Source organism: Streptomyces sp. NBC_00078, from assembly GCF_026343335.1.
Lineage (GTDB): Bacteria > Actinomycetota > Actinomycetes > Streptomycetales > Streptomycetaceae > Streptomyces.
Window position 1 is genome coordinate 8,150,826 of the sequence record NZ_JAPELX010000001.1, and the last position, 20,409, is coordinate 8,171,234.

The 20,409-nt window shown below is 69.1% G+C and carries 14 protein-coding genes and 3 pseudogenes; 3 read left to right on the forward strand and 14 right to left on the reverse strand.

All coding sequences use genetic code 11. The features are described from left to right. Positions 1 to 572 precede the first annotated feature (572 nt). Together OOK07_RS37935 and OOK07_RS37940 are read right to left on the reverse strand one after the other, a co-directional pair. On the reverse strand, positions 573 to 2,045 hold the full coding sequence (locus OOK07_RS37935) for an APC family permease (RefSeq protein ID WP_266801014.1): 1,473 nt from the start codon (positions 2,043 to 2,045) through the stop codon (positions 573 to 575). Positions 2,046 to 2,121: 76 nt separating this feature from the next. After that, entirely contained in the window at positions 2,122 to 2,856 is a 735-nt protein-coding gene (locus OOK07_RS37940) for a FadR/GntR family transcriptional regulator (RefSeq protein ID WP_266801015.1), read from the reverse strand. Positions 2,857 to 3,130: 274 nt separating this feature from the next. Between OOK07_RS37940 and OOK07_RS37945 the strand changes: the two genes are divergently transcribed. Next, complete coding sequence (locus OOK07_RS37945) at positions 3,131 to 4,570, forward strand: amino acid permease (protein WP_266801017.1); 1,440 nt, start codon at positions 3,131 to 3,133, stop codon at positions 4,568 to 4,570. A gap of 192 nt (positions 4,571 to 4,762) precedes the next feature. Here OOK07_RS37945 and OOK07_RS37950 read toward each other — a convergent pair whose 3' ends face one another. From OOK07_RS37950 to OOK07_RS37960, 3 genes are all read right to left on the reverse strand, one after another. Beyond that, positions 4,763 to 7,816 (reverse strand): RICIN domain-containing protein, encoded by a 3,054-nt coding sequence (locus OOK07_RS37950; protein WP_266801018.1) that lies wholly within the window; start codon positions 7,814 to 7,816, stop codon positions 4,763 to 4,765. Positions 7,817 to 8,668: 852 nt separating this feature from the next. Next, positions 8,669 to 9,385, reverse strand: coding sequence for a GH12 family glycosyl hydrolase domain-containing protein (locus OOK07_RS37955; protein ID WP_266801019.1), 717 nt, complete (start codon positions 9,383 to 9,385; stop codon positions 8,669 to 8,671). A gap of 136 nt (positions 9,386 to 9,521) precedes the next feature. Then, positions 9,522 to 9,650: a hypothetical protein gene (locus OOK07_RS37960; RefSeq protein ID WP_266801020.1), complete on the reverse strand. Its 129-nt coding sequence runs from the start codon at positions 9,648 to 9,650 to the stop codon at positions 9,522 to 9,524. A 1,068-nt stretch (positions 9,651 to 10,718) separates the two neighbouring features. Here OOK07_RS37960 and OOK07_RS37965 point away from each other — a divergent pair. After that, on the forward strand, positions 10,719 to 12,101 hold the full coding sequence (locus tag OOK07_RS37965) for a condensation domain-containing protein (protein WP_266801022.1): 1,383 nt from the start codon (positions 10,719 to 10,721) through the stop codon (positions 12,099 to 12,101). A 356-nt stretch (positions 12,102 to 12,457) separates the two neighbouring features. On the opposite strand, the pseudogene OOK07_RS43855 reads toward OOK07_RS37965, so the two are convergent. The 4 genes and pseudogenes from OOK07_RS43855 to OOK07_RS37980 all read right to left on the reverse strand — a co-directional run bounded on the left by OOK07_RS43855 (position 12,458) and on the right by OOK07_RS37980 (position 15,460). Further along, positions 12,458 to 13,092: pseudogene (locus tag OOK07_RS43855) on the reverse strand (copper amine oxidase). 67 nt (positions 13,093 to 13,159) lie between these two features. Next, positions 13,160 to 14,107: pseudogene (locus OOK07_RS43860) on the reverse strand (copper amine oxidase); the annotation flags it as partial. 120 nt (positions 14,108 to 14,227) lie between these two features. After that, positions 14,228 to 14,650, reverse strand: a pseudogene (locus OOK07_RS37975) (family 43 glycosylhydrolase); the annotation flags it as partial. Positions 14,651 to 14,698: 48 nt separating this feature from the next. Beyond that, positions 14,699 to 15,460, reverse strand: a complete 762-nt coding sequence (locus tag OOK07_RS37980; protein WP_266801023.1) for a TetR/AcrR family transcriptional regulator — start codon at positions 15,458 to 15,460, stop codon at positions 14,699 to 14,701. Between the two features lie 228 nt (positions 15,461 to 15,688). Here OOK07_RS37980 and OOK07_RS37985 point away from each other — a divergent pair, with 228 nt between their 5' ends. After that, positions 15,689 to 17,032 (forward strand): glycosyltransferase, encoded by a 1,344-nt coding sequence (locus OOK07_RS37985; protein WP_266801024.1) that lies wholly within the window; start codon positions 15,689 to 15,691, stop codon positions 17,030 to 17,032. A 213-nt stretch (positions 17,033 to 17,245) separates the two neighbouring features. Here OOK07_RS37985 and OOK07_RS37990 read toward each other — a convergent pair whose 3' ends face one another. From OOK07_RS37990 to OOK07_RS38000, 5 genes are read right to left on the reverse strand one after another with little or no spacing between them, the layout of a single operon-like run. Next, positions 17,246 to 17,368, reverse strand: a complete 123-nt coding sequence (locus tag OOK07_RS37990) for a hypothetical protein (protein ID WP_266801026.1) — start codon at positions 17,366 to 17,368, stop codon at positions 17,246 to 17,248. After that, positions 17,368 to 17,748, reverse strand: a complete 381-nt coding sequence (locus tag OOK07_RS43340; RefSeq protein ID WP_323183017.1) for a hypothetical protein — start codon at positions 17,746 to 17,748, stop codon at positions 17,368 to 17,370. The genes OOK07_RS37990 and OOK07_RS43340 overlap by 1 nt, the downstream gene beginning before the upstream one ends. Then, positions 17,748 to 18,995 (reverse strand): glycosyltransferase family 2 protein, encoded by a 1,248-nt coding sequence (locus OOK07_RS37995; RefSeq protein WP_323183018.1) that lies wholly within the window; start codon positions 18,993 to 18,995, stop codon positions 17,748 to 17,750. Before OOK07_RS37995 ends, OOK07_RS43340 begins: the two co-directional genes overlap by 1 nt. Beyond that, the gene (locus OOK07_RS43345) at positions 18,992 to 19,255 is read right to left on the reverse strand and encodes a UDP binding domain-containing protein (protein ID WP_323183049.1); all 264 of its coding nucleotides are present in this window, start codon (positions 19,253 to 19,255) and stop codon (positions 18,992 to 18,994) included. Before OOK07_RS43345 ends, OOK07_RS37995 begins: the two co-directional genes overlap by 4 nt. A gap of 17 nt (positions 19,256 to 19,272) precedes the next feature. Then, positions 19,273 to 20,322, reverse strand: coding sequence for a nucleotide sugar dehydrogenase (locus OOK07_RS38000; RefSeq protein ID WP_323183020.1), 1,050 nt, complete (start codon positions 20,320 to 20,322; stop codon positions 19,273 to 19,275). Positions 20,323 to 20,409: the final 87 nt, after the last annotated feature.

Below are 20,409 nucleotides of genomic sequence, written 5' to 3' on the forward strand. Positions count from 1 at the left end.
GAGGCCAGCGGGTCATGACGACCTGGCTCGGCAGTGAGCGTGGTGCGCGCGGCACGCCGAGGTGTTCGGGATCAACTGACCGAGGCGGTGGGTGAGGAAGTGGGACATCGCCAGGATGCCGTCACGCTCGGTGCGTACCGCGATGCTCTGAAATGTCGCCGTGCCTAACGGGGAAATGGGGATGAGCCCACGCTGGAATCGGGCGAGTTCAGGGCGCACCTGAAGGGCTGGAGTTCCTGCGGGCCGGAATCTCGGGGCAGACGGTAGCGCGCACAGCGGCTGGTTCGCGGAGACGTCCATATGTTTCCGATGACCGCGCATGTGGGGTGTGTGGCGATTCTGGAGCCGGTGGCCAAGGGCTCCTGACCTGGAGTTTCGTCGATGGCTGGGCGGGTCGGTCTGTTTCCGGTCAGTAGGAGGCCGGCGTCGTGATCGCCCGCGGCGCTCAGGAGGCCGTGGTCGTCAGCCTGCCGAGCCCGTATGTGCTCCGGTCCGGGCAGGAGCAGTACCCCGTCCGGCCGCGGTGACGGCAGCGAGCTCCTTCCGGCCTGACAGTGGTCGGCACCTTCGGCTCACTCCGCGTCGGCGACGACAGAGCCCACCCGCTCGGCCAGGCCGGGATCACGGCGGACCAGGAGGATCGCGTAGCCGACGGCTGCGAGCAGGGTGGCCAGGGCCGCGTACGGGAACCAGCTGTACGGAGCGGGCTGGCCGGGCTTGGCGAGGTAATAGAGCGGAACCAGGATGGCGAGGGCGCCGATCGCGGGCAGCACGAGGTGCCGGACGGTCCGGAACTCCTGCGGGCGGTATCTGCGGTAGTACAGCGGCAGGGCGATGTTGGACGCGAGGTAGACCAGCAGGATCAGGATGGCGCCGAGGCTTGAGGACTCCGTGAAGAAGACCACGGGGTTCATAGAACCGCTGCCGGACCCGAGCAGGTGGCCCAGGCCCCAGCCTCCGATGATCAGCAGCGCGGTGACGGTGAAGGTGACGATCGCGTTGTTCGGCGTACGGCGCGTGGGGTGGATGTAGCCGAAGAAGGACGGCAGCAGTCCCTCCCGCCCGGCGTTGAACACCAGGCGGGCCTGGGAGTTGATGCCCGCGATCAGCACGCCCAGGGTGGAGGTCAGGCCGCCGACGTAGGCGAGGAGCGCCAGCGCGCCGAGCGCGTGCTGGGCGACGTCGATGAAGGGGATCCGGGAGGCGCCGAGCCGGTCCACGTCGTATCCGAAGCCGGTCACGGTGGCGTAGGAGAAGAGGATGTAGCTCACGGTCATGATCGCGACGGAGGAGAACACGGCGCGGCCGACGTTGCGCCGTGGGTTCTCCGTCTCCTCCGCGAGTGCCGCCGAGTTCTCCCAGCCGATGAACAGGTACACCGCCAGCGGGAAGCCGGCCGCCAGCCCCTTGAGTCCGTGGGTGAGGTGGCCGGGCAGGAACGGGGCGGCGGAGAGGTCGCCGCGGTGCTCGACGATCGTCGCGACCGAGACCACGACGAGCACCAGCATCTCCACACCGAAGAAGTAGCCGGCCCACTTGGTGGAGACCACGATCCCGCGCAGCATCAACACCACCGACAGTCCGGTCAGCAGCAGTGTCCAGATGATCCACGGCAGGTCCACGCCCGTGTAGTGGTACAGGGTGATCTGCACGAAGCCGCCCGAGATCGCGATCACCGAGGCCATGGCGACGATGTAGCCGAGCCCGGCAAGCAGGGCCGTGGTCACCGCGCTGACCGGCCCGAAGGTCTTGCCGACGAAGGTGATGAAGCTGCCTGCGGAGGGGTGTGCCCGGGAGAACTCGGCCAGCGTGTTGCCGAGCAGCGCGACCGCCACGCCCGCCGCCACGATGGTCAGCGGGGACGCGACCCCGGCGGTGGTGGCCAGGAAGGCGAAGCCGAAGAAGAAGCTCATCGCCGGGCCGACGTTGGCCATCGTGGCGGCGGCGATGTCCGCCATGCCGAGGACGCCGCCGCGCAGCCGCTGGGGCGCGCCGGTGACGGGGCCCGACGTCGACGACGGGCCGACAGCTCCGGGGTCCGGCATGGCGACAGCTCCTTCTGTGGGGTGGCGGCACAGGGAAGGGAGAGGGAGGGGGAGGGGGATGAAGGGGGAGAAGGGATCAGTTCAGGCCCGCGTGCCGGTGTGCCTTCACCGCGTGTACCGCCGGGTCCATCGCGCCAAGGGTGAGTTCGTCGAGCAGGTCGGCGTGACAGCGGTTGCGGGCCCGTACGACCGCGGGGGCCGGCGCGGGCCCCAGCAGACACTGCCGGCCGAGGAGATCGGCGGCGAACTCGCGGATCCCGGTGCCGCCGAGGGTCTCCGCGAGGTCGAGGTGGAAACGGGTCTCCAGTTCCAGGAGCCGGGCCGGATCCTCGGCCAGGTCCATCTCCTCGACCAGCGCCCGCAGTCCGTGGAGCCGCCCGTCCGGGACCTCGCCCGTGCTGTGCGCCACGAGACCGCATTCGAGCAGCAGATGGAAGGAGTCCAGCGCGGCCGCCTCGTCGGCGTCGTGCAGCACGGCGACGAGGGAGTCCCAGTCGGCCGCGACGAAGGTTCCGCCCGCCCGGCCCCGACGGCGGTCGAGCAGGCCGTCCTGGCACATGGCCTCCAGCGCGCGGCGCACGGTGATCTCACTGATCCCCAGCTCCTCGGCGAGGACGCCCGCGTCCGGCAGCCGGTCTCCCGGCGCCACGGACCTCAGACGCACCCGCAGGGCGATCCTGGACCGGACGAGCTCCGCTCCCGTGGGCCCACGGCTTGCCAGGACGCGGGTGTCCCATGCCCCACCGACCGGCGCGGACCGGGCGGGCACCGGCTGGTTGTAGGGACCGAACTTGCCCGCTGCATTCACCACGAAGCCACCCTAACGGCCTGTCGAGCGCGGGCAGGGCCCGCGGCGACGGCATCCGCACGGAGGGTTCTCGCGACCGTGCCGCGGTGTGGTGCATGGGGCTCCCCAGGGGACCGGAACACGGGGACGACACGGTGGCAGCCACGAGGACGGAAGACGCCGTGCGTGCTCCACGGAAAATAGGGCAAGGTGAACAGTTAAACAAGTCTTGTTCTTTTAGATCGCACTGAACTAATTTCCAGGGGCCCTGGTCCGCACTCCCTCCATGGATGTCGAGATGACCACAACCGTCCCCAAGAGCCCTCCCACAGAGCCTGAGTCCGGCCTCCAGGCCGGACTCAAGAACCGCCACCTGTCAATGATCGCGATCGGCGGTGTCATCGGCGCCGGCCTGTTCGTCGGGTCCGGCTCCGGCATCGCCGCCGCCGGTCCCGGCATCCTGATCTCGTACGCCCTCGTCGGCGTCCTGGTCGTCCTCGTGATGCGCATGCTCGGCGAGATGGCCGCGGCCAACCCCACCTCCGGCTCGTTCTCCGCCTACGCCGACCGCGCGCTGGGCCGGTGGGCCGGCTTCACCATCGGCTGGCTGTACTGGTTCTTCTGGGTCGTGGTGCTCGCCGTCGAGGCGACCGCCGGGGCCAAGATCCTGGCCGGCTGGATACCGGCGGTCCCGCAGTGGGGCTGGGCCCTGATCGTCATGCTCGTCCTCACCGCCACCAACCTGGTCTCGGTCAGCTCCTACGGCGAGTTCGAGTTCTGGTTCGCCGGCATCAAGGTCGTCGCGATCGCCGCGTTCATCGTGATCGGCGGCCTCGCCATCTTCGGCCTGCTGCCCGGCTCGGACCACCCGGCGAGCGGCTTCTCCAACCTCACCGCGCACGGCGGCTTCCTGCCGAACGGACCCGGAGCGATCCTCACCGGCGTCCTGATGGTGGTCTTCTCCTTCATGGGCAGCGAGATCGTCACGCTGGCGGCGGGCGAGACCGCGAACCCGCGGGCCGCCGTCACCAAGGCCACCAACAGCGTGATCTGGCGGATCGCGGTGTTCTACCTGGGCTCGATCCTGATCGTGGTTTCGCTGGTGGGCTGGGACGACCCGGCCATCCTCAAGGACGGCTCGTACGTCGCCGCCCTGAGCTCCGTCGGCATCCCGCATGCCGGCGAGATCATGAACGCCATCGTGCTGACCTCGGTACTGTCCTGCCTCAACTCCGGCCTGTACACGGCCTCACGCATGGCCTTCTCCCTCGGCCGACGCAGTGACGCCCCGGCCGCGTTCGGCCGGACGACGGTCCGTGGCGTCCCGCGCTCGGCCATCCTCGCCTCGGTGGTCTTCGGCTTCGTCGCGGTCGCCTTCAACTACCTGTGGCCGGACACCGTCTTCCAGTTCCTGCTCAACTCCTCCGGTGCGATCGCCCTGTTCGTCTGGCTGGTGATCTGCTTCTCCCAGCTGCGGATGCGCAAGATCATCGAGCGGGAGTCGCCGGAGAAGCTGGTCGTCCGGATGTGGCTCTACCCCTACCTGACCTGGGCCACCATCGCCCTCATCACCTTCGTCCTGGGCTACATGCTCACCGACACGGCCGATGGCGGCGGCCGCGACCAGGTCGTCCTGTCCACCCTGGTGGCTCTGGCCGTGGTGGTCTTCGCCGTGGTCCGCCAGCGCAGGGCAGTCCGGAACGGGACGCGCACGCCGGACCGCGCCACGGCGTCGTAGGGGCGGCTTCCGTCCCCCGTCACCTTCCGGACGGCTCCGATCTTGGGGCTCCCACCCGCCGCGACCGGGAGCCGAGGAGTGCACCGGATGACACCGCACAGCTCGCGGCAGCACCCGCCCCAGGCCGCTGACCAGTCGTCAGCGGCCTGGGGGCCCTCAGCCGTCAGGCTGCGGGTGACGGTCGGGAACGGATCACGCCGGTACCAGCTGCCATTGCTGGTTGGCGCCTCCGCCGGCGGTGTACTGCACGACCTTGGCGCCGTCGCCGGTGTCCCAGTTGTAGTCGTCCGCCATGAGTCCGCTGTCGTGGCTGACGATGGTGAAGTACCCGTCGTCGGTGGGGCGTAGGTACCACTGCTGGTTGCTGCCGCCGGTGGATGTCCACTGCTGAAGCTGGAGCCCGACGGTCGAGGAGTAGCCGTCGACATCGAGTGCCTTGCCGCTACTGACGTAGGTCAGTGTGTACGCGCCGCCGGGGGCGGTGTTGACGGTCCAGGCGCCGCCGTCCGCCTTCTGGACGATCTTCGCGCCGTCCAGGGTCGACCCGTCGGCGACGGCGAGGGCCTTGCTGCTGTTGCGGTTGACGATGCGGTAGTTCGTGGCCGTCACCGGTTGGTTGGCGATCTCGAAGCGGTCGACGGTGCCCCAGTCGTGCGTCGCGGCGTCCCGCTTGGTGCCGGTGACGCGCACCCGGATCGTGTGCTTGCCGGAGGCGAGCCGGGGGCTGGTCCACACCGGGGCGTCGCCGGTGCGCGCCGTCGAGTACAGGTCGACCAGCGCCTCGGCTCCGCCGTCGACGGTGACGCCCACCATGCCGTGGCTCGGCGCGGTCACGGCGTGCAGTGTGACGCCGGTGCCGACGAAGCTCAGCGTCGCCGTGTCGCCCGTGGTGTCGCTGTAGGAGTTCGTGCCGGCGTACGGGCCGCTCTCGTCGCTCGCGTGACTCCAACTGCCGTTGTAGGTCACCGCGGTGGCGGCGTCGTCCACATTGGTCGCCGGGTGGCCCAGGTTGAGGTACTCGACCGAGTCGGTGAACGTGGTGCTGCCCGACTTCGTGGTCGACAGCACCAGGTACACGCGGGTGCCGCTGGCTGGCGCCTTGAACGAGACCGGCCGGGTGACCCGGGAGCCGAGCGGGATGGTGAGGGGTTCGCTTCCGGACGCGATGACCGCGCCGTCGGGCCGGTCGAGTCGCGCCGTCCAGTTGAAGTCGACGGAGGTGTTGCTAAGGTCGTCGTTGAAGACGGTGATGTTCCGGGTGATGGTGGTGTTGTAGTCGTAGGTGTCCACCTTCTGCGGGAGCGGGAAGGTGCCGTTATCGTCCGACTGGCCGGAGGCCGACCAGTAGGGCAGGTCGACAGCGGCGATCGGGTTGAACGCGGCCTGGATCCGCTGGATCTGCGGGTTGCTCCAAGGAGCGGTCAGGTTGTCCTCGCCGTAGACCGGGTGGCCGCCCTCTTCGGGGACGAAGTCGGTGCTCTTCACGCCGGGTACGAAGCCGGCCCAGCCGGACAGCAGGGTGTAGGGGCGCAGGTCGCTGGCGTCCTTGGCGCGCTTGGCGATCGTCGCGGTGGCGAACCACTCGAAGCCCTGTTTGGTGTTGGACTTGTTCCAGACGTACTCGCCCTCACCGTCGGGCCGGCCGGCCAGGTCGGCGTGCGCCTCGCCGTAATTGCCGATGCCGTCGATGTAGTGCGAGAAGACGGCGAAGTTGCCGTTCAGCAGGTTGGGCCACGGGTTGGTGTTCCAGGCGGTGTCGGCGCTGACCGGCCGGGTGCCGTCGTTGCCGTTCATCGCCGCGTACAGGTCCTTCTCGAAGGACTCGGAGTCGAAGCTGCTGATGTCCGCCTCGTTGCTCTGGCTCCAGCGGATGATCGCGGGGTGGTTGCGGTCACGCAGGGTCAGCGCCTTGGCGTGGTTGACCATGTTGTCGTGCCCGGCGACGAAGTCCTGGCAGCTGCAGGTGCCGCGGATCGCGGTCTCGTCGATGACCATCAGGCCCATCTCGTCGGCCACGTCGAGCATGTAGGGGCTGGCCGGCTCCTGGTGGATGCGGACCACGTTGTAGTTGAGCCGCTGGTAGTTGTCGACCGCCTGCGGCCAGCCGCCGTTGCCGCTGGACGGCGGGAGGAAGCCGGGCAGCGTGTCATAGGCGTCGCCCTTGCCGCCGTTGTCGATCCGGTCATAGTCCGCGCCCTGCAAGCTGTCACCGCGGAAGTTCACGCGCACGCCGTTGACGTAGTAGTACTCGCCGTTCTGGGTGGTCTCCCGGAACCCGAACCGGTAGGTGGCGTCGCTGGTGTGGCCGTCGTCGGTGGATGCGTGCACCGACAGCTTGTGCAGCTGGGCGCGGTACCCGGAACGGTAGGGCACGTTCGGCCACCAGTACGAGGAGGAGCCGAGGTTCCACGCCACCGGGCCGACCGTCACCTTGGCGGTCGAGTGGGCGGCCACGGTGACCGTCTTGCTGGGCAGCGCCGGGTAGTTGAACGACCCCCCGCTGTCCGAGGCGAGCGCGCCGGTCAGCGTCACCGACCGCGAGCTGCCGGAGGTGTTCGTCACGGACACGTCGTAGGTGAGGGTCTTGTCGGCCACGGAGGTCCGGACGAATGCGTCGCTGACGTGCACCGCCGGGTACACGCGCATGAACGCCGAGCGGTAGATGCCCTGGGGGATCGCCTCGGACCAGTTGGCGGCGTCGGGAACCAGGGTCTGCTTTCCAGTCCCGTTCATCAGGGCGTAGCGGCCCTTGACGTTCACGCTGATGGTGTGGGTGGTGCCGGGGGCGGCGAAGGCGGATATGTCGAAGTTCGACTGAGTGAAGGAGGTGGTCTGGGTGGCGACCACCTGTCCGTCCACCGACAGCGTCGCCTCATGGTTCACCGCGCCGAACTCGATCCACACCGACTGCGGCTGTCCCGTGTCCGGCACGGTCACGGTGCGCGAGTACGTCGCCTCGTTCACGTCGGTGAAGCCCTGCTTGTACCAGCCGCCGCCGGGCACGGTGATCGACGTCGCCGCGCGGCCCTTCGGAGTGAAGCTCCACGTTCCGGCCAGGTCGACCGATCTGATCGCGGCGTTGCCCGCGGTGAACCCGTTGATGTCCGATGCCGTTGTGGCGGACGCCGAAACCGGCGTGGCGGACGCCGGTTTCGGCGCCGCCAGGACCGCGGCAAGCAGTGCCGCGAGAGCCACGGACAACTGCGCGAAACGTCTCCGCCGTGGCGGCGGTCTGTGCTGGCGCATGATTACTCCTCGGTGTGCGGATCCGAAACAATGTGAACGCCTGCATCCGCCACCCACGGAATGTTCTGATTGTCACGGCTGGAGTGGCGAAGGCGATCGACGACTGGGCTCGTACTCAAGCCCGTCTCGATGTGGTGTCAAGCAGCGTTCGTGCTTGATCGAGAACTGGTGACAGCGGCTCCCGGTACATCCGGGTGGGCGTCTGTACCGGCCGCGAGTACGCGGACAGCCGCCGCCGTCATGACGCGGGCGGCTGCCGCGCCGATGACAGCGCATGACCGACACCGCGAGTTCTTCGAGGAACTGACGGGCGTGGTCCGCGCGAGCTTCTTCACCGGCGACGAGGTCGATGGCGCCCGATCGCTGGGCTAAGCGGTCGCGGTCCGCACCGATCACCAGGTCACGCTGCCCGCAGGCAGGGAACTGGTCTGCGCGAAAGCGATGGGGCTGGTACCGGGCGCGGGGCTGGCAGCGGATGCGCACCGGCACCGCCGCCCTGGTCGCCTTTGCCTTTCGCAGTCTCGACTCGATCACTGCGTCCGGTGCCCTCGGACTGTGAGGCCGTGTTGATCACTGAAGGACATGCGGGCCCCTGTCTTGATGCGTCAAGGAGCTGCCTGGCCTCCAACGACAGCAGCTGGAACATGGGATGTATATATAGGACGCATCGAAGGCGCTGTCCATACTTCGCACAGATAAAGATGATCGAGGAGGCGGCTTACCTGTGGTTATAGTGAAATCGATGTGAGTCTGTGCGCAGCAGTCGGTGCGCTTCTTCTTGAGTCATGGGACCTATTGCTACGCTGTCGCCGCCTGCGCGATGTCCCGGGGACGCCTGTGCTCCTCGCGGCGTCAGAAGCCCGCGACGCCCCAGGAACCGGCGGTGTAGTTGCCCGGCCCGAACTCCCAGCCCGCCATGATGCTGTTGAGGTACTGGTCGTTGGTGTAGTAACCCCTGTTGATGCCGTAGTTGAAGAACGGGGTGAGGCTGCCGGACCACCAGCCGGACCTGCTCGTGTCGAGGTAGCTGATGGTGTTGCCGCCGTCCTTCCAGTGGTACTCGTAGATGTTCCAGGTACGGCCGCCGAGGCTGACGTTGGTCGCGGTCGGGACCGCGTTGCCGTTGGCGTCATAGGCGTTGGACAGCGGCTGGGTGCCCGACCAGTTGAGCCAGATCATCAGCTCGGTCTTGGAGTTGCGGTTGGTCGGCCCGGGGGTCGGGTCGATGAATATGTCGTACGTGGCGTCGTAGCGTGAGCCGGAGTTCGGGTACGCCGACTGGCTGAACCACGTCGTGTTGTTGGAGCTGATGGCGCTGAGCTTCTTGGGGAGTGTGGTCACCGGGGACTTGGTGCCCCAGTCCGTGCCGTCGACCATGGCGACGAATCCGGTGCCGGTCGAGGAGTTCACACCCCAGGACGCGTCGTTGCTGTACCACGTCGAGGCGCTGCCGCCGGTCGAGTAGTGCTTGAAGTAGTACGTCGATGAGGCTGCCCCTGCCGAGTTCGGCAAGGTGAAGACGAGAGCCAGAGCCGCGGGAAGTGCGGCCCAGCCGATACGGAATTTCATCAGCCCTCCTGAATGGGTGCTGAGTGGGGGGATCACACAGGAGAGGAGAAGCCGGTCGTCCTGCCCTGGCGGCAGGGCCACGTCGGTCTCCCCTTCGGGACGGTGGATATGGATCGCGGTGACCGGGAGCCGGACCTCACGCCAGGTCGCCGTGGATGACTCCGCGTCCGTTGGTCCCGAAGTAGATGCGGCCGTGGACCCGGAGGTCTCCGGTCGTGTTGTTGCCGGTCGAGCCGTACTGGCGGCGGTTGTCGTTGATGCGCATCGACGAGGAGGGGGGAGCCGCCGCAGGCAGTCGGCAGTGGTGCGAGAGGGGCGGCGCCCGCTGCACCCGCGGTCCTCCGCAGGGCCGCTCGGCGGTTCATCTCGACGCTCATGTCTCGTTGCGGCCCTTCGTTCTCGTGGATCCGATCGGTGGGCGGGCCGACGCTGGGTCGACCGGTGGCGTGATGTCGGGAGCCCTGGAGAAGGTGTCCGTCGATGCGCTTCGACGTTTCGAGGAGACTAACGGCGCGTTTCCGAGCGCGACAACGGGCCGTTCAGGTCACTTTTCGGTAACAGGCACGGCCTGGGGGGCCGGTGCCCCGCGTCCTCGATACGGCTTCACCGCGGGTGAGTTCGGTCTTTTGGTGAGCTCGTCAGGGACGGGAGCGGGTGCGGGGAAAAGGCTTGCGCCGGTTTAGTGGCCTGTGATTGACGCGTGGCTCAACGCCATGCAGCGTCGAAGCGCTTCGATGCCGAAGGTGTGATCGCAGGGAGCCGCGTGCCGCCCGTACCGAGCCTCCGAACCCGTCACCGACTTCCGTTCCACGACCCCGCGCTGTCCCTCGCCCAACCGAGGTACGGCGCTGGGCCGAGCCCACCGGCCACGAATGCTTCGTCTGCAGCGACGCCGGAGCCGTGACCAACCTGGTCGACTCACGCACTACTTCCACGACCACGCCGCATCCCACGCGTGGGCGGCACGCTCGTCCGACGTCACCCTGGAGACGGGGGAGACGGGGGAGACGGGGGAGACGGGGGAGACGGGGGAGACGGTGGCGCCGGCGGCCGGTACGGCTGGCGCACGGTCAGCGCGCCGCCGCCCCCGGAGGTGACCGGTGAGCACGATCCGCGTCTCTTCTGCGGGGGCACTGTCCACCTGGCAGCGATCGCAGGCGGGAGGCCGTGACACAACGCCTCCGTCGTCGTCGCGGATCCCAACTCCCATGCTCTGACGCACGCGGGCCGCGCGGCTCTATCCTCTGCCTGAACATGGGGCGCCCGCACCCCTCCGCGCGTCACCCGCGAGACGTGCCGCGCCGCCGACGTACCAGAGGAGAGCCGAGGCGGTATGCGACAGACCGCACGCCATGACGTCGTCTTCGTCGCCGGCACCGCCGGCGAGCACGAGCTGACCTGGTCGCAGAAGGCCCATGACCGCGAAGAGTGCCAACCCCATCTCGACGGACCCCGCAACAGGAACGTCCGGATGGCGCGGGCACTCGACGGCACACCCGACATGGCCGCGGTGCTGCATGCCTTCGCTGCAGTCGTGGCCCACTGCGAGGCGCTGCGCACGCTGTATCCACGTGACGCGGACGGGCGCCCGCGCCCGGTCGTCGTGGCGTCCGGGGTGCTCCAGGTCGACGAGTACGGGTTCGAAGCCCAGGCGGACAACGACGAGTTGGCGGCCCTGGCCCTCCGTCTGGCCGAGCCCGGATTCGCCCCGGACGCCCTGCCGTTGCGGGCCGCCGTCGTCACCGTGGACTGCAGGCCCACCCAGGTCGTGCTGTCATTGCACCACTTCTCGGCGGATACGACAGCTGCCTGGATCGTGGCCGAACACATAGCCCGGCTGGCCGCCGATCCGGGCGCCGACCTCGGCTCGGGGTGGCAGCCACGGCAGATCGCGAGCTTCGAAGCCAGCCCCTCCGGGCTGCGTCACGCTCATCGTGTCGACACCCATGACCGGGCCATGCTCCGTCAGTCCGCCATGCCCGAACTCCAGGCGCCCGCGAGCCTCGACGGGGACGCCGTCTACCACCTCGTATGCCTCGACTCGGCGGCGGTCGCACTCGCCGCAACTACTCTGGCGCAGCAGTACCGGACGTCCGTGGCCGCGGTCCTCCAGGCCGCATACGCGTGCGCGCTCGCCGAGCACCTCGGCATCGGCACATGCGTGTTGAACACCGTCATAGCCAACCGGCAGACCGCTGTCGCCCGCGAGGCGGTGGCCCATATCGCCGGCCGGGTCCTCGTCCCGGTCGAAACGTCCCTGGGCGGCGACCGGTTCCCCGCGCTGTGCCGGGCCGTCGACGCGACGCTCCTGCGATCCCCCTCCCTCAGCCTGCGTGAGCCCGACCGCTACGCCAGGTCCCTGGACGAGGTCTCCGCCGAGCTGGGCCGCTCCGCGCACAATCCGTACATGGTCAACATCCGCCCCGTGGCGTCCCGAACGCTGATCCGGGCCCGCCCCGACAGGGCACAGGACATCGAGCGAGCCATGGCATCCAGCCGATACGGACACTTCCCCGGACCCGTCGACGCGTACTCCGGAAAGCTCTCCTTCGATGTGTGGAATCTGTCCGAGGAAGCCGGAATCAGTCTGGGGACGAATGCGGCCTCCCTCGACGCCGCGGACCTCGAAGAGATACTGCTGCGCTTCGAGAGGAGGCTGGTCGAGGCCGCGATCGGCGGGCACGCCCAACGGAGCGGGTCCTTCTCCGACGGATGACATCGCCCTTCCGGCGTGTGAACAACCCTGCGGGTCGATACACCTGGACGTCAGGTGCAGCAGTCCGACGCTGCAGGAAGCGAGGCGGGCTCAGGCCGCCGGAAGCGAGACCTGCATGCCGAAGATCGTCGATCACTACGCCCGGAGCCGTCCGATCATCCGTTCGGTCCGGTCGCTGATCGGCCGCCGTGGCCTGGTCGCGGGGCGGTGTCGCCGTCACCGTGTCCTGGCAGGCGCCGTCCGCCCTCCCACGCGGTGGGAGGGCGGTGCTCAGATCGACTCCGGCGACTGCACGTGCCGGCCGGCGGCCGCGTCTCCCACGGAGGCGCCGCCGGGGGAACGCTGGAGTCCGAACGTCACGAGGCCTGTTCCGTGCCGGGCTCATGGCCGGGGGCGCAGTGCGCGGTGCCGTGGCCGGCGGGCGGGGGGACGTCCAGCGAGGGGTTCCGGTCGAAGAACCCTGCCGGCTTCAGGGAGAAGCCGACGTAGTCACACGGCATGATCGGCCAGTTCTCGGGCCGTGGCAGGTGCGAGGTGCCGAAGGTGTGCCACAGCACGACGTCGGTGTTCAGCAGATCGCGTTCCTGCTTGACCCATTCGCCGATGCCGTCGCCGGGATGCTGGTTGGGGTAGTCACCGGCCGCGTGCAGTTCGGTGGGTGAGTAGCGGGTGACCCACAGATGCGTGCGGGCGAACTCCGCTGTCGGGCGAGATCGCTGTCCGGGGCCGCCAGCAAGGTCGGGCCGACGAAGGGTACGAGCTTGCAGACGACCGGTTCGCCTTGGCGGTTGAGCACGCCGGGGTTGATGATCTTCCAGGTGCGTGCGGTGAGCGGGTCGCACATCCGGCGGCTGTCCCGTTCGTTGCCGATCGGGGTCTTGCGCGCCACGATGGCGTTGCCGTAGGGATTGTCCGGTCCGATCGGCATGCCCACCGCGTCGACTTCCACGACGGTGTTGTCGGGGCCGTCGACTTCCAGGTCCAGCCGCATGTTGAACAGGTGCTGGTGGTTGGGTGCGTCCAGTTGCGGGGCCACAAGGGCTCCGAAACTGCGGGGTGGCGCCCGGTGCGATCGCCCGGGTCTGGACGATGCCGGTGAGTTTCGCCTCGAACTGGATTGTTCCGTCGAGATAGAAGTACCAGAAGAAGCCGTATTCGTAGTTGCCGATGGTGTGGATCGCCGACACGACGAAGCGGCGTGAGCGGCGGACCTCGGCCTGGTCCGTATAGCGGAAGTTCCAGTGCTTCCAGAGGATTCCGTAGTCCTCCTCGTGCAGACAGATCGCGTTCGTCACGGTGTGCGGAACACCCGATTCGTCGGCCGGCACCGCGTCCAGATAGCGGATCTCACCAAGGCAGTCGCAGCCCAGCGACAGGGAACCGACGGTCTTCCCGAGGTTGTACTCGCCGGCGTCGAAGACGTTGCGGAAGTAGAAGTCGTCGCTGGTGTCGCCGTAGGGCACGACCATCTCGCTGATGCTCGCACGGTGCAGGACCGACCGTCGACGGTCCCCGTCGAGGTAGGAGACATCGCTGATGACGAGTCCTTCGACGGTGTCGATATGCGCGTGCAGCCGCCACCGCTGCCGCTCGATGACGTGTCCGTCCAGCGTGAACGACGGGCCGTCGGGCTGGGTGATCTCCAGCGGGCGCAGATCCGTTCGGAGCGGGCCGACGCTGTCGACGTCGTAGTTTCCGCTCTCCGGGGGGACGGGAATCGGGTCGCCCTCGATGATCGCGGCCACGGACTGCTCGTTGCAGTCGATGACGAACACCAGGTTGCCGACCGGCCGGGCGTAGCCGTTGTCCTCCGGGAAGGTCCGCACGTATGCGCTGGCCCGGATGATGCGCCGGCGCGCGTCGATGCCGTCGATGGGGAGCGTTCCCGTGGACCAGGGATCGATCTGCAACAGGTCCAGGTCGTGGACTCCGTGCCGTTCGAGAGCGGCCACGGCCCGGGGATCCTTCTTCACGATGTCGTCCAGGGCCATGATCTCCTCGATCATGATGGCCGGCTGGATGCCCGGAAGATGGGTCCAGGACGTGAGGGTCCCGGTGGTGAGGTCGACACGCGCCTCGTAGGTGGCGGTGTCGGCGCGGTCGTAGACGACGAGGAACGCCGACCGGGGGAGCGGGGCGTGCGGATCGTGGTCGCGCACCGACTGCACGACGGTGAAGGGCCCGAGGAGCGAGTCGGAGACGGCGGTGATCGTGCCGCGCATGTAGTTCGCGACCTGGAACGGAGTGCCCCACTGGTTGGCGGGCGGCACCGGAAGCGGTCTGTCCTCGTTGTGCAGCGTCGTGAACAGGTAGTACCTGCCGTCCCGTTCGTGTACCTCAGGCGCCCATCCGCCGTCGCTCGCCCAGAGTTCGCGCTGCTCGGACGCCAGGAAGACCACGACGGGGCGCGTCCAGTCGCGCAGGTCCCGGCTGCGGTAGACCATCGTGCCGGTGCCGTCCACGCCTGACACGGATGGCTCGTTGGACGTGTAGAGGTGGTACGTACGGGTGCTGTCGTCGGCGACGACGAAGGGATCGTGCAGCGGCATGCCGGGAAGCCGAGTCAGCTCGTTGTCAGCCACCGTCGAAGAGTACGGTCACGCCATACCGGCGGAACCCGGGGCTCCCTTCCCGGAGATCTCGGTGAATCGGTCGAGCAGCGCGTCCAGCCCCACGGTCAGGCCCTCGGGGCCGCCGGGCTCGGTGAGGGTGGGGGCGGCTGCCCGGAGCCCCGGCAGTTCCTGGGGCGGCATGCGGTGCAGGCCGAGACGGAACGCCGGCTCCTGCTCGTCGGGGTTGTCCACCATGGGCCGCAGCTCCACGGACACATAGCCGAGCAGCCACGCGGTGAAGGCGCGGAAGACGGCCGCCGTGCCGGCGTCGTCGAGCCCGGCCTCCCGGAGCAGGGCGAGCACCCTCTCGTGGTCCTTCAGCACGGCGAGCGGGCGACGCGCGAGCGGCACGGCCAGCATGCGCGTGGTGAGCAGCGGGACCGCCTGGGGGTGGGCCAGGCAGACGTCGTACGTCGCCCGGGCGATCCGGTGGAGTCCGGCCCGCCAGTCGGGCGAATGGGTGTCCGTGGAGCCGGCTTCGGAGTCGGCGGCCAGGCGCTCATCGAGTTCGAGATAGAGCGCCTCGACCAGGCCGTCGAGCAGTGCGTCCTTGCCCGCCGCATAGCGGTAGAGCGCCATCGCCTCCACCCCGAGGTCCGCACCCAGTCGGCGCATGCTCAGCGCCGAGAGGCCTTCGCGGTCCACCAGTTCCAGTGCTGCGGCCAGCACGCGCTCACGACTGAGCCTGCCGTAACGCCCGCGGTCGCTGGCGCGACGCGTCGGGCCGGGATCCGAGCCTTGCGCCATCTCGCGTCTCCTTGCCATACGACCGCGGGACCTCTCCTGGGTGACGGCATCCGTATACGACGTAAACACGGATGCTACTCGGAAGCGGCGCCCTCCCCCTGTTCCCGTCTTGACCCGTATGTCCCGCGCGTCTAATGTACGTATACATCGTAAATATACGGACAAGGCTGTGTGAATTCTCTGTCCAGAGCCGCGACTCCCCAGGGCGTCCTCATCGAGGAGGGCCGAATGAACCGTCCACTGCGCGTCACGGTGGTCACCAACGCCGGAGTCCTCGGCGGTGCGGAACTCTGGCTGCTGTCGCTGCTCGACTCCACCGACCGGTTGGACGTGGACGTGGTGATGTTGGGGGAGGGCCCGCTGGGTGAGCAGTTCTGCCGACGGGGGGTGCCCTGCGTCACCCGGCCGACGGGCCGGACCGGAGCGGCGGTCGCGGCGTCCGCGATGTCACTCGCACGCCGGTTGCGGGCCGCCCGGCCGGACGTGGTCCTCGCCAACGGGATCAAAGCGGCATGCGTGTGCGCCCCGGCCGCGTGGCTTACCGGAGTGCGCTGCGTGTGGGCCAAGCACGACTACACCCACCCCCGTCTGATGAAGCTCCTGGCCACGCTCACCGACGACTGCGTGGCGACCGCGGAGGGACTGGTCCTCGCCTCGCTGCACCCGCGGGCCGTACTCGTACCGTTCCCCGCGCCGGAGGGCACCGCGCTGCCCCGCGAGGCCGCCCGCCGGGAACTGCTGCGACACGGTGCCCGGCTCGGAGCGGGCCCCGACGAGTCGCTGTTGCTCACCGTCAGCCGTCTGGTCTCCAACAAGGGCGTGGACGTCGCGATCGAGGCCTTGGCGAGGCCCGGGGGAGAGCGTTGGCGACTGGCCGTGGTCGGAGGTGAAGCGCCGACCGAACCGGGCGAGCAGAGCCGGCTCGCCAAGCTGGCCGCCGAGGCCGGAGTGAGCGACCGCGTCGACTTCACGGGCTGGATACCCGACGCCTGGCGGATCATCCCCGCGGCCGACGCGGTCGCGGTGCTGACCAAACCCACCCCGGCCATGCCCTATCCGGAAGGGTTCGGAGCGGTCGCACTGGAGGCCATGCGCTCCGCGGTCCCGGTGATCACCACACCGGGCCCCGTCGCCGACCGGGTTGCGCAACCGGGTGCGGCGCACGCCGGGATCGCCGTGCCGCCCGGCGACTGCTGCGAAGTGGGCCTGGCGCTGCGTCGGTTGACGGACGGCGACACCCGCCTTGCCATGGGCTCGGTGGGACAGCGACTGACCGCTTCCCATCCGGGCCCCGCCGAGTGCGCCGGCCGTTTGGCGCAGGTCCTGTCCGAGGCTGCCCGACTGCCCGGGACGGGGCTGACCGGGACCGCGCCGGTCTCGGTGGTGACCACCGTGCTCAACGAGGCCGGCACGATCGACCGGCTGCTCGGCCCGCTGGTGGAGGACGGGGACGAGATCGTGGTCGTCGACGGCGGCTCGACCGACGACACGGCCGACCGCGTCGAGGCGTGGGCGTCGAAGGACGCAGGCTCCTGTCCATCCGCGCCGCTGCCGAAGCGGCGGTGGCGTTGACGCGGGGCGCCGGCGGATCGGCCTGCCTGCTCAGGTACTTCTGGTTCGGGTAGTACTGCGTGGCCGCGTAGAACGGCAGCAGGAGCACGGCCAGGGCGAGCGCGATCAGCCCGGTGCGGAGCCATCAGTGGGTGAGCAGGCGGGCGCCTCGCCGCGTCCGGCCCCTCAGGCCGTCGAGCAGAGGTCCCAGCCTCGACAGGGCGTCGGCTGCGGTCACGGCAGGATGCCCCCTCGGGTGAGCACCATCGCGTACAGGAAGGCGACCACGGCGAACGACAGCAACAGGCCCAGCGCGCGCCCGAGTCTGCGCACGTCGAACTCGCGCGGCCCGTTCATCAGGTGGCGCTCCTCGACCAGACACCCCGCCGGATGGTGGCGAGGGAGTACGGCAGCATCCAGGCCAGCAGCAGGGTGGAGAGCAGGCCCATCGCCGGCCGGTAGATCCAGTGGTTGTCACCAGGGTTGTCGATCTTGAAGGCGAGGCCGTAGGCGCAGCCCTTGAGGATGATTCCGCACAGGTAGAGCAGGGTGAGGAAGGCCTCCCCGTGGGCCGGCGCCCAGATCATGTGCCGGAACGCCATGAACGGCGCGGCGCTCACCCACAGGACGTGGCCGTAGTAGAGGGTCGCCGGCCCCGGGCCCATGTGCCACATGAACGTACCGGTGAAGCACAGATTGCGGATGAAGCTCTTCTTCCAGCGGATCTGCTGCTTCATCAGGGGCCGGAAACGGGGCGGGGCGTTGGTCCACACCTTGGCCGAATAGACGTAGCCGACCCGCCATCTGCGCTCCGGGTAGTCCCGCTCGGTGACGAACGGCGAGTCGGCGTACTGGCACTTGAGCGCCTGGCCCTTCCACTTCTGCCCGAGGACGTAACCGGTGAGCTGGCGGTCGGTGGAGAAGCGGAAGGGGGCGCCATGAAATGGTCGTTGGCCCAGGCGGGCAGGTAGTTGAAGATGGCCTCGCGCCGGAACACGGCCAGCTGCCCGGAGACGCAGGTGACGGTCCCGAAGGTGGCCTCGGTCGCCTTCACCACCCGGAACTGGCCCTCGAACCAGACGTCCTGGGCCTTCGTCCAGAAGCTGAAGTCCGCGTTGAGCGCGCGGGCGTGACCGCTGACCGCACCCAGCTCGCGGTGTGCGACGAGTACCCGCACACAGCGGGCGAGGGCGTCCGGGGCCAGGAAGCAGTCGGAGTCGGTCATGGCGATGATGTCGCCGTCGGCCTCCTCGCAGGGGCGGACCAGGGCACCCTTCTTGCCGAGGTTCCTGTCCAGGCAGATGACCTTGATGTCGAGTTCCGTCTCCAGCCGGCGCAGCACGTCCTGGGTGCCGTCCTCGGACAGGTCGTCGACCACGACGACCTGGAGGTCCGGGTAGTCGCTGGTGGCCATGGAGCGCACACAGTTCTCGATGCACTCCACCTCGTCCTTGACCGCGAGCAGGAAGCTCACCTTCGGTGTGGTGGGCAGTGCGGGAAAGCTGTCGCGGTCCTTGGGCCGCTTGCGCATGGGGCGTTCCGACGGATCGTCGTAGCGGGTGTAGGCGAGGTAGAACATCGTGATGGTGCCGAGCAGGACGGTGAAGCCGTAGCTCAGCAGCAGCGGATCGCGCTGCAGTGCGTACGCCCCGCGCGCCAGGATCAGCAGCAGCAGCGGCAGCAGCAGCAGCGGCAGCAGACAGATGAGGACCAGCACGCGGCGTGCGTCGTAGCGGATGTCCGGGTCCATCCGGTCCAGCAGACGGCGCACCACCCCTGGCCGCTGCGGCCGCGCCGAGCGAAGGGGTGGCAGTGGCGGCGGTGCCGGCTTCTGTTTCGGCTTCGGCTGGGTGAGCACACCCCGGCCCGGCCCGGAGCGCTCCGGCAGCGGACCACGGGGCTGCCCCCCGGAGGCCCCCGGCCGGGGCGGGGCCGAGGCGGCACCCGCACCGGGGTGCCTGCGGCCGGTGTACGCGGCGCTCACAGGACCGCCTTGGCCTTGAGCGGGCCGAGTCGGTAGGTGGCGTCCAGCACGGCCGGCTGATCGGCGAGCCATTCCAGCTCGGTGCCCGGGTGCACCGTGTGCACCACGACCAGGTCCCACGGCTCCGCCTCCGGTTCGGCGACGCCGTCGAGCGTCAGGGGGCCGAGCGTGAGCGTGGGGATCAGCGGGTCCGTGAAGTGCACCTTGGCGCCCTCCGCGGCCAGTTCCGCCAGGATCTCCAGGGCAGGCGACTCGCGCAGGTCCGCGACGCCCGACTTTAGGAGACGCCCACCAGCAGGATCCGGGCGCCCGAGGTGCTGGTGCCCCGGTCGGCGAGGATGTCGCGCACGCGTCGCACCACCTGCCGGGGCCGGGCCGCGATCGCGGACATCGCCGTCTCGACGAGCGGGGAGGCGACGCGCATGGCACGCAACTGCCAGAGCAGATAGTGCCGATCGCAGGGGATGCAGTGGCCGCCCACGCCGGGCCCGGGATAGTGCGCCACGAAACCGTAGGGCTTGGTCGCCGCCGCCTCGATGATCGGTCGTGGCTGCAGGCCGAGGGCCCGGCAGTCCTCGGCGAACTCGTTGGCCAGCGCGAGGTTGACGGCCCGGAAGGTGTTCTCCCACAGCTTGGTCATCTCGGCCTCCTCGGCCGAGGAGAGCACGTGCACGGCGGGTGCGGTCCGACGCAGAACGGCCGCGGCCAGGCTGGTGCTCAACTCGCCCATGCCGCCGACCACGCGCGGGGTGCGGTCGTGCGGGTGCTCCGCACGGCCCGGGTCGATGCGCTCCGGGGAGAAGGCCACGAACACGTCGCTGCCGACCTGGAACCCGCGCTCCGTCAGCGGCTGCGCCAGCAGATCGCGGGTGGCGCCCACATACGTGGTCGAGGTGAGGATCAGCAGCTGACCGGGCACGGCGTGCTCGACCACCGAGGTGCACGCCGCGGCGAGGGCGCGAAGGTCGGGCACGAGGTGGCGGTCGATCGGCGTCGGCACACAGATCACGACGGTGCGGGCCCGGGCTGTCGCGGCGTGCTCGGACGTGATGGTGAACCGCGGGTAGTCCGCATGGGCCGCGAGGCGCCCGTGGTCGGTGGGCAGCAGGTCCACCTCGCCGCGGCGGATGGCGTCCAGCCGGCCCTCGCTGACGTCGACCCCGACGACCTCGTTGCCCGCGGCGAGCAGGGTGAGGCTGGTGGGCAGACCGACGTATCCGAGGCCGACGACGGCGACGGCTGCCGAGGCGTGGTCGAACTGCGCGGACTTGTCCTCGGGCCCGGGGGCGAGATCGAGGACCGCCGTGATGGGAGAGGCGCTGTTCATGCCGATGCCTCCGGGTTGCAGACCTGGTGGACGCTATATATTTACGACGTATACGTACATTTTTTCCCCATATGTGCACGGCGTCAA